We start from the raw sequence: 14,531 nt of genomic DNA on the forward strand, positions 1-14,531 counted from the left end.
ATACAATGGGCACAAGTACGACTGCAATGGATTACCTACAGTATGTTTGAAACTATTGATGTCCTTAAAGCTCAATTGGACGCCCTCAGACCCTTGCCAACCAACAGTGTTCGGTCACTTCACGAGGCAACGGTGCTGGAGTGGACTTATCACTCCAATGCCATAGAGGGGAATACCCTGACACTTAAAGAAACAAAGGTGGTTCTTGAGGGTATTACTGTAGGAGGCAAGTCAATCAGGGAGCATTTTGAGGCGATTAATCACCGTGAGGCTATTGAGTGGTTAGAGTCGGTAGTGGCGAGACATGAGCCCTTCAATGAACGACTGATTAAATCTATTCATCAATTGGTATTAAAAAATATTGATGACACTAACGCCGGTCGTTACCGGCAAGAAAATGTAATCACTGCCGGTGCTGAGCACAGGCCTCCTGACCACCTGCACTTGCAGCCATTAATGGTAGAACTGGTCGACAGGTATCAAAATCAAAAGTATCACCCTGTTGAGAGGGCAGCGAGACTGCATGTTGATTTTGTAGGGATTCATCCTTTTGTTGATGGCAATGGCCGAACTGCGCGCCTGCTGATGAATTTTGACTTAATGAGCAGTGGTTACCTGCCGGTCATTATTAAGGTGGAAGACCGTCTTGCCTATTATGAAGCTTTGGATAAAGCCCATACCAGCCAGTGCTATCAAGATTACCTGACAATGGTCGTTGAAGCAGAAGAGGAAGCCTTAAAGCGTTGTCTTAGTATTGTTGATTAGTTTTGGTTCCCATGCAGGAGCATGGGAACGAGTGGTAAGTTTTTAATCCCTTTCAATCAGTCTTCATAGCTCTGAAATACCAGACAGGCATTGGTGCCACCAAAACCGAAGCTGTTGGACATAACGCGATTCAGTTTCTGTTCCCGCGCTTCACCAACCAGAATAGGCAGATTCCGGGCTTCATCGTCCAGGGTATCTACGTTGGCGGAAGCCGTAATAAAGTGGTGCTTCATCATCAGCAGGCAGTAGATAGCTTCCTGCACACCAGCTGCGCCAAGGGAGTGACCAGACAGGGACTTGGTGGAACTGATGGTGGGCATTTCGTCACCAAACACTGTTTTCAGGGCTTTCAGTTCTGCCACATCGCCAACGGGTGTCGACGTGCCGTGGGTGTTGATGTAATCAACCGGACCGTCAACGGTTTCCAGCGCCAGACGCATACAGCGGGTAGCCCCTTCGCCGGAAGGAGCAACCATGTCATAGCCGTCAGAAGTCGCACCATAACCCACAACTTCAGCGTAAATCTTGGCGCCACGGGCTTTGGCGTGTTCCAGTTCTTCCAGGACCACCATGCCGCCACCGCCGGCAATGACAAAACCATCGCGGTCAGCATCGTAAGCGCGGGATGCTTTATCCGGGCTCTCGTTGTACCTGGTGCTCAGGGCGCCCATAGCGTCGAACAGGCCAGTCTGTGACCAATGTTCTTCTTCACCACCACCGGCAAAGACAACATCCTGTTTACCCAGCTGGATCTGTTCAACGGCATTGCCGATGCAGTGAGCACTGGTGGCGCAGGCAGAAGTAATAGAGTAGTTTACGCCCTTGATTTTGAATGGCGTGGCCAGGCAGGCAGAGACAGTGCTGCCCATGGTGCGGGTCACACGGTATGGGCCCACACGCTTGACGCCTTTCTCGCGCATAATGTCGGCGGCTTCGACAATGTTTTCAGAAGAGGCACCACCGGAGGCGGCAATCAGGCCGGTTCTCGGGTTAGAAACCTGATCTTCTGAAAGGCCGGAATCTTCAACAGCCTGCTTCATGGCGATGTAGGCGTAGGAAGCTGCCAGACCCATAAAACGCTGGGTTTTACGATCAATATGTTCGCTCAGGTCGATGTCGACAGAGCCGGAAACCTGACTGCGGAAGCCCTTTTCAGCGTAGCTTTCATTAAAGCTGATGCCGGATTTTCCCTGTTTGAGGCTGTCGGCTACGTCGCTCTGGGTGTTACCCAGGCAGGAAGTAATGCCGATCCCTGTAACTACAACACGTTTCATTTCTCTAAACCTGAATTATCCGAATGAATCAGAATGCGTCGGTGCTCTGGAAAAGGCCTACCCGGAGCCCTTCAGCCGTATAAATCTCACGCCCGTCGACGCTGACGCTGCCATCAGCAATACCCAGTGCCAGCTTGCGACTGATAACACGCTTGATATTGATCTGGTAGGTCACTTTCTTATTGGTTGGCAGAATCTGGCCAGTGAACTTGACTTCACCACTGCCCAGGGCCCTGCCACGACCCGGATTACCCATCCAGCCCAGGTAAAAACCAACCAGCTGCCACATGGCGTCCAGGCCAAGGCAGCCCGGCATGACGGGGTCGCCCGGAAAGTGACAGTCGAAGAACCACAGGTCTGGCGTGATATCCAGCTCGGCGATGATTTCGCCCTTGCCATATTTACCGCCTTCCTCAGAGATCCGAACGATACGGTCGAGCATGAGCATGTTGGGTGCTGGCAGTTGGGCATTGCCTGGCCCGAAAAGCTCACCTTGTGAACAGCGGAGCAGATCTTCTTTATCGTAGGATTGTTGCTTCATTCGTTCATTATTCCTGGAAAATGCCATGGCCGCCCGTTAAGGCAGGGGTGACATGGATATGTCGACGCTCTGTCAGACTGACCACTGACCACGGGAATTCATTACTATCGTTCCGGTGTGCACTATACCATCGGTCTCAGACGCTCATCAGCGTATTCTGTCGAAATTAACAAAAAAACAACAGAGGAGGCCGATCTTGATCATGTCCCGGGTGACCAGAATTTGATTTCATGCACTGGTTGCTTCAGGTATTGTATGATCTATCTGAGAATCCGGTGTCCCGGTGGCAGACTGTCACCGGGCGGTGAAGATTACCTTACATTCCCGGTAACCGGACCAAGAGAAATACAGCCGGAACTAACATGATGACACCGCACAACGGTAGCAAGCAGTATACCATAGCCATCCTCGGTGGGGGCAGCTTTGGGACGGCACTGTCTGATATATCAGCTCACAACGGTCATCGGGTTAAACTCTGGATGCGCAGTGAAGAGCAGGTAAAGGGAATCAATCAGGACCATATCAATCATCGCTATCTGCCAGATTTTACTATTCATCCCTCGGTTCAGGCTTCTACCGATATCAAGGCCACTGTCTCATCTGCAGATCTGGTTCTGATTGCCATTCCCAGCAAGTCCTTCCGTTCAGTGGTGCAACTGGCAGGGGATGCGCTGGAAGGAAAAATGGTGATCAGTACCACAAAAGGCATTGAGCCAGTCACCTTTGATCTGATGAGTGAAATCCTGAATGAAGAGCTTAACTCAGTCAGAGTCGGCGTTCTCAGTGGCCCTAATCTGGCCAAGGAAATTGTCGCCAAGGCGGTGACGGCCACCGTGATTGCCAGTGAAGATGATCAGTTGTGTGAGATTGTCCAGAAGGTATTGCACTCGGATTATTTCAGGGTTTATTCCAACCGGGATGTCTATGGCGTCGAACTGGCTGGAGCGCTGAAGAATATCTACGCCATTGTCTCAGGCATTGGGGCGGCGATGGGGATGGGTGAGAATACCAAGAGTATGCTGATCACCCGCAGCCTGGCAGAAATGAGTCGTTTTGCTGTCAGGCTCGGTGCCGATCCCATGACGTTCCTGGGTTTGTCCGGGGTAGGGGATCTGGTGGCTACCTGTACTTCCAGCCTTAGCCGGAACTTCAGGGTCGGTTACGCTCTGGGTCAGGGGAAAACCCTGAAAGAGGCAGAAGCGGAACTGGGCCAGGTAGCCGAGGGCGTAAATACCTTGCAGCAGGTGAGACAGAAAGCGGTTGAACTGGAAGTCTATATGCCGATCGTCGAAGGTCTGCACCAGGTCATTTTTGAGCATTTTGATGTGAATCAGCTGGTGCGCGGTATGATGCTGCGGGAGCAAAAAACGGACGTTGAATTTATGGTCAGGTGAGCGTCCTGAGTGAACAAACAAGAATACAGAGGTTTTTTATGGATGAGAAAGTAATTGATAATCTGAAATCAGAGTCCCGTTGGCTCAGGCTGTTGTTTATGGTGTTGTTTTACATGGTGGCTCACATTGCCGGACTGCTGATTTTATTGATTGCCATTGTTCAGGTATTCCACGGCTTTGTTAAATCTGAGCCAAACAGGCGGTTGCTGGATTTCAGTGCCAGCCTGAATCAATACTTTTATCAGATTATCCAGTTTGTTACTTATAATGTTGACACCAAGCCTTACCCATTCAGTGAATGGCCTGGAGATACGGAATAATGAAACTGATCATAATGCGTCATGGGCAGGCCAGTTGGTCAGCGCCATCTGATCAGGAGAGACCGTTAACGGAAACGGGTCAACAGGAAGTGCTCAGTACCGCTTCGAAACTGACCCATCTTGGGATCAGCAGGGTATTTGCCAGTCCTTATCTCAGGGCGCAGCAGTCCGGCAGAATTCTGGCTGAAACGCTGGATTGCACGCTGGAAACCCTGGGTTGCATTACTCCCGATGATGATCCGATGGCCGTTATTTCAGAACTCCCAACCCAGGGAAATATCGCTCTTGCCAGTCATATGCCCCTGGTTGGCAGCTTAACCGGTTTACTCTGTGAAGGGGTCGGTAATCAAGGGCCTGGTTTTATGACCGGCAATGCGGCGGTACTTGAAATGGAACTGCCCGGACCGGGGTTGGCAACATGGGTTGAGATGATAAAGCCCTGAAAACGGGGGTGTGTTGCGAGTAAGATGTTGGAAAGCACAGGTTAACCTGAGAATGCCATTACTGAGATTTGACAATATAAGCCTTGCCTATGGTGACCAGCCGCTGATGGATGGGGCCGAGTTCCAGATACGCAAAGGTGAACGGGTCTGTTTGCTGGGACGGAATGGTGCTGGCAAGTCCACCATGATGAAGCTGGTGTCCGGCAAAATTGATTCGGATGATGGCAGTATCTGGCGAAAGCCAGGTATGCGCATTGGGATTCTGAATCAGGACCTTCCCGAGCAGGACGAGAAAAAGGTCTACGATGTCGTAGCTTCTGGCCTTGAAGAAGTGGGAGACTGGATCAGTCAGTTTCACCAACTGTCCCAGAATATTCAGTCTGATGACGATATGAAGGCTCTGGAAGCTCTGGAAAAAGTGCAGCAAAAACTGGAGGCGGCTGATGGCTGGAGTCTTCAGCAGAAGGTAGACACAGTCATCCAGAAGCTGGGCCTGCCTGAAGAGAAGAAAATGAAGGAACTCTCCGGTGGCTGGCGCAGAAGGGTGGAGCTTGCTCGGGCGCTGGTATGCGAACCGGATCTGCTACTGCTGGACGAACCCACTAACCACCTGGATATTGTTGCCATTGACTGGCTTGAGAAACAGCTGCTTGATTTTCAGGGTGCGCTTTTGTTTATCACCCACGATCGTTCATTCCTGCAATCCCTGGCTACCCGAATTGTCGAATTGGATCGCGGTATCCTGACCAGCTGGGACTGTGATTATAAAACGTACCTTGAAAGAAAAGCGCATGCACTGGAAGTGGAAGCTGAACAGAATGCGCTGTTTGATAAAAAACTGGCGCAGGAAGAGGCCTGGATTCGGCAGGGCATCAAAGCTCGAAGAACCCGCAATGAAGGCCGTGTCAGGGCGCTGAAAGCACTTCGCAGTGAAAGAACGGAACGTCGGGAGGTTCAGGGTAAGGCGAGTTTCTCTCTGGAGCAGGGCAGCAGTTCTGGCAAGCTGGTGATGGAAGCCAGGAGGATTTCAAAGTCATGGGAAGGTCGGCATATCATTAAAGACTTTGATTTCAGGGTGATCCGGGGCGACAAGGTGGGTTTGATTGGCGCCAATGGTGCGGGTAAATCCACACTGTTGAGCATCTTGCTGGGGCAGCTCAAACCGGATTCCGGTTCCATCAAGGAAGGTACCAAACTGGAAGTGGCCTACTTTGATCAGTTGAGGAATCAGCTGGACCTTGAAAAAACCGTGGTTGATAACGTAGCTGAAGGTCGCGAGAGTATCGTGATTAACGGAGCCAGCCGACACGTGATCAGCTATCTCGGGGATTTCCTGTTCCCGGCTAACCGTTGTCGTGTACCTGTTAAGGCGCTGTCCGGGGGAGAGCGCAACCGTCTGTTGCTGGCAAGACTGTTCAGTAAACCTGCCAACCTGCTGGTCATGGACGAACCGACCAACGATCTTGATGTCGAAACCCTTGAGCTGCTGGAGTCATTGCTGGTGGACTTTCAGGGTACAGTACTGCTGGTCAGTCACGATCGTGAATTTCTCGATAATGTCGTGTCCAGTACCCTGGTATTCCAGCCTGACGGCAAGATTAACGAGTATGTGGGTGGTTTTGAAGATTGGCTCAGACAGGGTGGGGCGGTTAATCAGCTGGTGGCTGAACCTCAAACCAGCAAGCCTGACAAGAAACCAGAAACTAACCCCGGCGTTCAGTCTCAGCCGGAACCGAAAAAGAAAAAGCTCAGTTACAAGCTTCAGCGTGAACTGGATGCTTTACCCGCAGAGCTTGAAAAACTGGAAGAAGAGTTAATTCAGCTGGAAGAAACCATCGCCGATCCGGCTTTCTATCAGGGCGACCAGCAAGTGGTTCAAACCACTTTGGCACGATTGGAAACCGTTAATAAGGACATTGAAGAGAAAATGGAGCGTTGGGAAGAACTCGAAAATATGAGTTAAGCGTTTTTCAGTCGTTTGTTAACAGTGGTCAGTGTGCTGTCTCAGGAACGGCTATCTGCCGACTGTTAACTTAATTCATACGACAATGGATCAGTATCAGATATGGGTGATTACCATCTAAAATTGAGCATTGCTGCGATCTATGGACTACTTTATGAGGGGCATTCAAATATTATAGAAATATCATAGGAGTCAGAGTGGCCAATAGCTTCACCCATCGTAACAAAGCCAGTCAGCTAATTGCAGGTTCATTTGCTCTCATTGTTATGGTTTTCCCCTGCTCAACATTGCTGGCAGGAAACCCTTTATTAACGCCAATGGATGAGAGATTGGTTGAAAAAAAGGGAACAAAAGAGTCTGACTTCTTATCTGATTTGATTAACCTTAATTCCCTTTCGGGGAGGTACCCTTCAGTCACCCCGAACAGTACCGATCTTATATTTGCTATGAACCCTGGGAATGAGCGAGGCGTAAAGAGAAAGTATCAGGAAGAATCCCAGGGTGCCGGAGCGCAGCAGATGCAACCTTTGGTGGACTTCCCACTTCCGGCCATGTCCCGTGAACAAATTGCTGAAATTATCCGAACATTGAATCCAGGCCTCCCAGAAGAAACGATAACCGCTCTGCTGGGCAATATTCCGGAAACGCCTCCCGTTAATAACCTGACAATTGCCAGCATGATTGAGAAAGTGCAGGATATTCTTGGTATTACGCTTACCCGATATCAGAATAGAATCCTGGAGGCGCTATCACATATTCAGGATACCGAGTCTCCTGTTAAGCTTGACAACATGCAAGATCAACAAAACCTTGCCTATTTGTTGCTGGCTTATTACACAGCCATAAAATCAGGAGCTGCAGAACCTCAAAGGGCTCATCTTTTTTTTAATTCATTCTTTCTTCATGCCGCTGAAATGGCTGGAATATCCAGGCTCTATAAACAAAAAGATAATCTATTAGGTAAACGCAGACTGGTAAAAAATAAAGAACTTTTAAAAGAAAATATTGCTAAATCTTCTTCAGTATTCTCTAGCCTTAAATCTTTAGAAGAAGAGCGCATTACGTTTTTGGAGCCACCTCCAAAAGGAGGTGCGGTCCCATTTGAAGACCCCTCAGTAGAGTTTGAGCCAGTGAATACATTGCTAAGTGACGCTGCCAAACTGCTCAACCATGGCATTGACAGGAATGGGGTATCAATTTATAGGCGACAGCAAAGATCAGCTCAACTAATGCTGAAACTTATAGCCAAGCATGGTGAAAATGAACCTGAGTTAGTAGCATTTATTAATCAGTTCTTGAAATTAGTTGACATCATAAGCCAGATGCTAATGCCAGACCCTTTCGCCTCAGAATACGAAGCTCTGGAATTACATATTGTTCATATTCATAATTATTTTAGAGGATCAGGTAAGAGTGAAATCTTTTATTACAGCCCAGAGACGATAGGAGAATTTCTCGGCGAAATCAAACATGTAATAGAAGAAGCAAGACGTCACCCGGAAAATCAGGATCCTGAATTATTTAAAAAAATGATTAAAAACATGAGAATCTATTTAGCACTACAATTACCCCTGAATTTTACTGACGTATGTCATCGCCAAGTTATACTGGAAACCCTTATAGAGGGATTTATTAACCTTCTGGAACAATCGTATTCTTTATTGGCAGTGTTTTCTGATACAACCATTGGTTCTGATGTTGCTGAACAAGCGGAGGAAACCATGCATAGCGAGGTTGTAAAGGGATCAGAAGGAAAAGAGGTTAACAAAAAAGACAAGAAGAAAAAACACCTGCAAGAACGGATAATTCATATAGAGGAACTTGTCAAATGGCTCGGGTATTACCTTGATCATCCTACTGTTTATTCAGATTACGTCAGTGAATCTGGGAGAAGTGATTCTGACGGGAGTGATTCTGACGGGAGTGATTCTGACAGGAGTGATTCTGACGGGAGTGATTCTGACGGGAGTGATTCTGACGGAAGTGATTCTGACGGGAGTGATTCTGACGGGAGTGATTCTGACGGAAGTGATTCTGACATACCAGAGGGTGTGACTCAGTAAGTAAGCTAAATCCGACGAACCCAGCCGGAAGCGAAAAGAAAAGCTCGGCTAAATAATCAGATTGAAGAGAAAAACGACAAATGACTCAGAATAGCTTCACCCATCGTCGCAAGGCCAGTCAGCTCATTGCAAGTTCCTTTGGTCTCATTGTTATGGTTTGCCCCTGCTCAACATTGCTGGCAGCAAACCCTTTACTAACACCGATAGATGAGGAATGGTTTGAAAAAAAGGGAACAAAAGAGTCTGACTTCCTATCCGACTTGATTAACCTTAATGGCCTTTCGGGGAAGTACCCTATAGTTACCCCGAACAGTACCCATCTTATCTTTGCTATGAACTCTGGGAATGAGCAAAGCGTAAATGAGGGAAAGTATCAGGAAGAATCGCAGGGTGCTGGCGCACAACAGATGCAACCTTTAGTGGACTTCCCGCTTCCGGTCATGTCCCCTGAACAAATTGCTGAAATTATCCGAACATTGAATCCAGGCCTTTCAGAAGAAACCATAACCGCTCTACTGGGCAATCTTCCGGATACGCCTCCCGTTAATAATCTGACAATTGCCGGTATGATTAAGAAAGTGCAGGAAATTCTTGGTATTAGCCTTGGCTGTTATCAGAATAGAATCCTGGAGGCACTATCACATATTCAGGATACCGAGTCTCCTGTTAAGCTCGACAACTCGCAAGATCAACAAAACCTTGCCTATTTGTTGCTGGCTTACTACACAGCCATAAAATCAGGGGCTGCTCATCCTCGAAGGGCTCATCTTTTTTTTAATTCATTCTTTCTTCATGCCGCTGAAATGGCTGGAATATCCAGACTCCATCAACAAAAAGATGAACTATTGGGTAAACAAAGACCGATAAAAGATAAAGAAGTTTTAAAAGAAAATGTTGGTAAATCTTCTTCAGTATTATCTAGCCTCAAATCTTTAGCAGAAGAGCGCATTAGGTTTTTGGAGCCACCTGAGATGCTATTTGGGGATCCATTTGAAGACCCTTCAGTAGAGTTTGAGCCAGTCAATACATTGCTAAGAGACGCTGCCAAACTGCTCAACCATGGCATTAACAGGAATGGGATATCAATTTATAGGCGACAGCAAAAATCAGCTGAATTAATGCTGAAACTTATAGAAGAGCATGGTGAAAATGAACCTGAGTTAGTAGCATGGAACAATCAGTTCTTGAATTTAATTGATATCATAAGTCAGATGTTAGACCCTTTCGATGCAGCATACGCAAACCTGAATGTACCTATGGCTCATATTATGGATTATTTTAGAGAATCAGGTAAGAGTGAAACCTTTTACTACAGTTCAAAGACGATAGGAAAATTTCTTGGCGAAATCCAACATGTAATAGTAGACGGAATGCTTCACAAAGAAAATCAAGATCATGAATTATTTAAAGAAATGATTCGATCCATAAAAGTCTATTTGATGCTAGAGGTACGCCTGAATTTTACTAACGAATGTCATCACCAAGTCATAATGGAAACCCTTAGGGCAGGATTTACAGACCTTTTGGAACAATCGAATCATTTATTGGCAGTGCTTTCTGATACAGCCATTGGTTCCGATGCTGCTGAACAAACTGACGAAGCCGTGCATGGCGAGGTTGCTAAGGGATCAGAAGAAAAAGAAGTTATCAAAAAAGAGAAGAAGAAAAAACACCTGCAAGAACGGATAGATTATATAAATGGACTTGTGCAATGGCTCTGCTATCTCCATGATCATCCTGTTAGATTTTATTATTTTAAAGGGAGTGATTCTGATGGGAGTGATTCTGACGGAAGTGATTCTGACGGAAGTGATTCTGACGGAAGTGATTCTGACAGAAGTGATTCTGACATACCATAGGGCGTGACTCAGTAAGTAAGCTAAATCTGACGAACGTCAGCCGGAAGCGAAAAGAACAGCTAAGCTACATAATCAGACTCGAGATAAAAACGACAATGACTCAGTATTGGATTGGATGTTGGTGACTAGCGCATAAAATTGAGCATAGCTACGATCCTTGGACTACTTTATGAGGGGCATTCAAATATCATAGAAATATCATAGGAGTCAGAGTGATCAATAGCTTAATCCATCGTCGCAAGGCTAGTCAGCTCATCGCAGGTTCCTTTGGTCTCATTGTTATGGTTTGCCCCTGCTCAACATTACTGGCAGTAAACCCTTTATTAACGCCAATGGATGAGGGGTGGGTTGAAAAAAAGGGAACAAAAGAGTCTGACTTTCTGTCTGATTTGATTAATATTAATGGCCTTTCGGGGAGGTACCCTTTAGTCACCCCGAATAGTACCCATCTTATCTTTGCTATGAACCCTGAGAATGAGCGAGGCACAAAGAGAAAGCATCAGGAAGAGTCGCAGGGTGCTGAAGCACAGCAAATGCAACCTTTAATGAAATTCCCGCTCCCGGTCATGTCCCGTGAACAAATTGCTGAAATTATCCGAAAATTGAATCCAGGCCTCTCGGAAGAAACTATAACCGCTCTGCTGGGCAATATTCCGGATACGCCTCCCATTAACCTGGCAATTGCCGACTTGATTGATGAAGTGCGGGTTAGTCTTGGTATTAGCTTTGACCGATATCAAAATACCATTCTGGAAGCTCTATTGCATACTCAGGGTACCGAGTCTCCTGTTAAGCTCGACAACGAGAAAGATCGACAGAACCTTGCTTGTTTGATGCTGGCTTACTATACGGCCAAAAAATCGAGAACAGCTTCTCGTCAAAGGGCCTATCTTTTTTTTACTTCATTCCTGCTTCACGCCGCTGAAATGGCTGGAATATCCAGACTCCACCAACAAAGAGATAAACTATTAGGTTCACTTAGACCAATAAAAGATAGGGAACTTTTAAAAGAAAATGTTGGTAAATCTTCTTCAGTATTCTCTGGTCTGAAATCTTTAGAAACAGAACGTATTAAGTTTTTGGAGCCAGCTGAGAAACTATTTGGAGATCTACTTGACCCCTCAGTAGAGTCTGAACCAGTGAATACATTGCTAAGAGATGCTGCCAAACTGCTCAATCGTGGCACTGACAGGAATGGAATAGCAAATCATCAGCGACAGCGAAAAAAAGCTCAACGAATGCTCGAGCTTATAGACGAGTACGGTGAGAATGAACCTGAGTTAGTGGCATTCAATAATCAGTTTTTTAATTTAATTGATATCATAGGCCAGATGCTAGACCCTTTCTCTGCAGAAAGCGCAGAACTGAATATATGGCATATGGAATGTTATTTTAGAGAATTAGGTGAGAGTACAAACTTTTATTACGGTTCAAAGACGATAGGGAAATTGCTTGTCGAAATCAGGCGTGTAATAGTACATACAATATATCACCCAGAAAATAAAGAACATGAATTATTTGAAAAAATGATCGAACACTTGAAAACCTATTTAGCGCAACAAATAGACATAAATTTTACTAACGAACATCATTGCCAAGTCATACTGGAAACTCTTTGGTCAGGATTTAGAGAGCTTCTGAAACAATCGAATTATTTATTGGCAGTGTATTCTGATACAGCTATTGATTCCGATATTGCAAAGGGAGCAGGAGAAAAAGACGTTAGCAAAAAAGAGAAAAGGAAAATACACCTGCAAGAACGGATAAATTACATAAAAGATTTTGTGCAATGGCTCGGGTATTACCTTGATATTTTTGATTATACTGACAGCGGTGAATCTGACGGAAATAATTCTGGCACAGATGATGTTGACATACCAGGCGGAGTCACTCAGTGAGTTAAGCGAAATCCGACGAATCCAAATTGAGCATAGCTGCGACCCTTGGACTACTTTATGAGGGTCATTCAAATATCATAGAAATATTATAGGAGGTAGAGTGAACAGTAGCTTCATGTATCGAATATTGAAAAGAATTGGGTCATCGATGCTTTTCCATCATAACAAGTCTAATCAGCTCATTGCAGGTGCCTTTGGTCTCTTTGTTATGGTGTGTCCCTGCTCAACATTGTTGGCAGCATTGTTGGCAGCAAACCCTTTATTAACGCCAATGGATGAGGGGTTGGTCGAAAAAAAGGGAATAAAAGACTCTGACCTCCTATCTGAATTGATTAACCTTAATGCTCTTTCAGGAAGGTACCCCTTACTCACCCCGAACAGTACCGATTTTATTTTTGCTATGAACCCTGGGGATAGGCGAGGCGCAAAGAGAAAATATCAGGCAGAACCTCAGGGTGCTGGAGCACAGCAGATGCAACCTTTATCGGAATTCCTACTCCCGGCCATTTCCCGTGAACAAATTGCTGAAATTATCCGAACATTGAATCCAAGCCTCTCAGAAGAAACTATAATCGCTCTGCTGAGCAATATTCCGGAAACGCCTCCCGTTGATAACCTGACAATTGCTGGCATGATTCAGCAAGTGCAGGATTTTCTTGGCATTAAACTTAACCGATATCAGGATACAATCCTGGAAGCTCTATCGCGTATTCAGGGTACCGAGTCTCCTTTTAATCTCAATAACTCGCAAGATCAACAGGACATCGCCTATTTGATGCTGGCTTACTATACAGCTAAATATTCAAGTGGCGCTTCGCATCGAAGAGCTTCTCGTTTTTTTAATTCATTCCTGCTTCACGCCGCTGAAATGGCGGGAATATCCAGGCTTTACCAACAAAAAGATAAATTATTAGGTAAATGGGAACCGATAATAGATAAAGACGTTTTAAAAGGAAATGTTGCAAGATCCAAATTAGTATTCTCTGCTCTCATATCTCTAGAAAGAGAGCGCATTGAATTTTTGCAACCATTCGAAGATCACTCATCGAAGGCCGATCAAACTAATACATTACTAAGTGACGCTGCCAAACTGCTCAACAATGGCATTGATAGGAACGGAATATCGATTTATGAGCGACATAGAGAATCCGCACAAAGAATGTTGAATCTTATAAATGAATACGGTGAAAATGAGCCTGAATTAGTAGCCTGGAATAATCAGTTCTTGAATTTAATTAATATCATAAGCCGGATGCTTGACCCTTTTGCTGCAGAAAACGCAGAGCTAAATTTACTTGCTATCTTCATGGAGGATTATTTTAGAAAATCAGGTAAGAGTACAGTCTTTTATTCTGGATCAAACACGAGAAGGGTGTTACTTGGCGAAATCAATCAGGTAGTAGTAGACGCAATATTGCACCCAGAAAATCAAAGGCATGAATTATTTAAAACAATGATTGAACACATTAGAACCTATTTGGAACAACAATTACATTTAAATTTTACTAATAAGCATCATTGCAAAGTTATACTGAATACTCTACGGCTCGGATTTAAAGACCTTCTGAAACAATCGTATCATTTATTGTCGGTGTTTTATTACACACCAGTTATTGACTCCAATATCACTGAAAATGAGGTTGGCAAAATAGAGAGGAAGAAAAAACACCTGGAAAAACGGATCAATTACATAAAAAAGCTTGTGCGATGGCTCGAGTATTACCTTGATATTCCTTATTATGATTGTGCTGACAGCAGTGATTCTGACAGTAGTGGTTCTGACAGTAGTGGTTCTGACAGTAGTGGTTCTGACAGTAGTGGTTCTGACAGCAGTGATTCTGATAGAAACGATTCAGACATGACTGATGTTAACATGCCAGGAGGTGTGACTGAGTAAATTCAACGAAGCTCAGCCGGAAGCGGTAAGGAAAATCTCAGCTACAGAATCAGGTTGAAGAGAAAAACGACAATGACTCAGTATTGGATTGGATGATATTGGCGGCAAGCTCGT

The 14,531-nt window shown here is 45.4% G+C and carries 11 protein-coding genes; 9 read left to right on the plus strand and 2 right to left on the minus strand.

All coding sequences use genetic code 11. The features are described 5' to 3' along the window. Positions 1-42: 42 nt before the first annotated feature. Complete coding sequence (locus K7B67_RS08410) at positions 43-765, plus strand: Fic family protein (protein ID WP_252179902.1); 723 nt, start codon at positions 43-45, stop codon at positions 763-765. A 56-nt stretch (positions 766-821) separates the two neighbouring features. On the opposite strand, the gene fabB is transcribed toward K7B67_RS08410, so the two are convergent. Both fabB and fabA read right to left on the minus strand, forming a co-directional pair. Continuing rightward, on the minus strand, positions 822-2,039 hold the full coding sequence (fabB, locus tag K7B67_RS08415) for a beta-ketoacyl-ACP synthase I (protein ID WP_252179903.1): 1,218 nt from the start codon (positions 2,037-2,039) through the stop codon (positions 822-824). Between the two features lie 28 nt (positions 2,040-2,067). Further along, entirely contained in the window at positions 2,068-2,580 is a 513-nt protein-coding gene (gene fabA / locus K7B67_RS08420; RefSeq protein ID WP_252179904.1) for a 3-hydroxyacyl-[acyl-carrier-protein] dehydratase FabA, read from the minus strand. A gap of 362 nt (positions 2,581-2,942) precedes the next feature. On the opposite strand from fabA, the gene K7B67_RS08425 reads away from it, so the two are divergent. The 8 genes from K7B67_RS08425 (at position 2,943) to K7B67_RS08460 (ending at position 14,417) form a co-directional block, all read left to right on the plus strand. Next, positions 2,943-3,974, plus strand: coding sequence for an NAD(P)H-dependent glycerol-3-phosphate dehydrogenase (locus tag K7B67_RS08425; RefSeq protein WP_252179905.1), 1,032 nt, complete (start codon positions 2,943-2,945; stop codon positions 3,972-3,974). A gap of 38 nt (positions 3,975-4,012) precedes the next feature. After that, positions 4,013-4,294, plus strand: coding sequence for a DUF4389 domain-containing protein (locus K7B67_RS08430; protein WP_252179906.1), 282 nt, complete (start codon positions 4,013-4,015; stop codon positions 4,292-4,294). Then, positions 4,294-4,737 carry a phosphohistidine phosphatase SixA gene (sixA, locus tag K7B67_RS08435; RefSeq protein WP_252179907.1) on the plus strand — a complete coding sequence of 148 codons (444 nt, stop codon included), beginning with the start codon at positions 4,294-4,296 and terminating at the stop codon, positions 4,735-4,737. Before K7B67_RS08430 ends, sixA begins: the two co-directional genes overlap by 1 nt. Positions 4,738-4,789: 52 nt before the next feature. Continuing rightward, complete coding sequence (locus tag K7B67_RS08440; protein ID WP_252179908.1) at positions 4,790-6,700, plus strand: ATP-binding cassette domain-containing protein; 1,911 nt, start codon at positions 4,790-4,792, stop codon at positions 6,698-6,700. A gap of 197 nt (positions 6,701-6,897) precedes the next feature. Next, on the plus strand, positions 6,898-8,763 hold the full coding sequence (locus tag K7B67_RS08445) for a hypothetical protein (protein WP_252179909.1): 1,866 nt from the start codon (positions 6,898-6,900) through the stop codon (positions 8,761-8,763). A gap of 80 nt (positions 8,764-8,843) precedes the next feature. Next, on the plus strand, positions 8,844-10,622 hold the full coding sequence (locus tag K7B67_RS08450; RefSeq protein ID WP_252179910.1) for a hypothetical protein: 1,779 nt from the start codon (positions 8,844-8,846) through the stop codon (positions 10,620-10,622). A gap of 212 nt (positions 10,623-10,834) precedes the next feature. Further along, on the plus strand, positions 10,835-12,520 hold the full coding sequence (locus K7B67_RS08455; RefSeq protein ID WP_252179911.1) for a hypothetical protein: 1,686 nt from the start codon (positions 10,835-10,837) through the stop codon (positions 12,518-12,520). Between the two features lie 100 nt (positions 12,521-12,620). Next, positions 12,621-14,417, plus strand: a complete 1,797-nt coding sequence (locus K7B67_RS08460; protein WP_252179912.1) for a hypothetical protein — start codon at positions 12,621-12,623, stop codon at positions 14,415-14,417. Positions 14,418-14,531: the final 114 nt, after the last annotated feature.

Source organism: Endozoicomonas sp. 4G, assembly GCF_023822025.1.
GTDB lineage: Bacteria > Pseudomonadota > Gammaproteobacteria > Pseudomonadales > Endozoicomonadaceae > Endozoicomonas_A.

Bases quoted from the DNA above. Each gene is read 5' to 3' on its own strand.
- K7B67_RS08425 (WP_252179905.1), top strand. From the start codon at position 2,943: ATGATGACACCGCACAACGGTAGCAAGCAGTATACCATAGCCATCCTC.
- K7B67_RS08410 (WP_252179902.1), top strand. From the start codon at position 43: ATGTTTGAAACTATTGATGTCCTTAAAGCTCAATTGGACGCCCTCAGA.
- sixA (WP_252179907.1), top strand. From the start codon at position 4,294: ATGAAACTGATCATAATGCGTCATGGGCAGGCCAGTTGGTCAGCGCCA.
- fabA (WP_252179904.1), bottom strand. From the start codon at position 2,580: ATGAAGCAACAATCCTACGATAAAGAAGATCTGCTCCGCTGTTCACAA.
- fabB (WP_252179903.1), bottom strand. From the start codon at position 2,039: ATGAAACGTGTTGTAGTTACAGGGATCGGCATTACTTCCTGCCTGGGT.
- K7B67_RS08430 (WP_252179906.1), top strand. From the start codon at position 4,013: ATGGATGAGAAAGTAATTGATAATCTGAAATCAGAGTCCCGTTGGCTC.
- K7B67_RS08440 (WP_252179908.1), top strand. From the start codon at position 4,790: ATGCCATTACTGAGATTTGACAATATAAGCCTTGCCTATGGTGACCAG.
- K7B67_RS08450 (WP_252179910.1), top strand. From the start codon at position 8,844: ATGACTCAGAATAGCTTCACCCATCGTCGCAAGGCCAGTCAGCTCATT.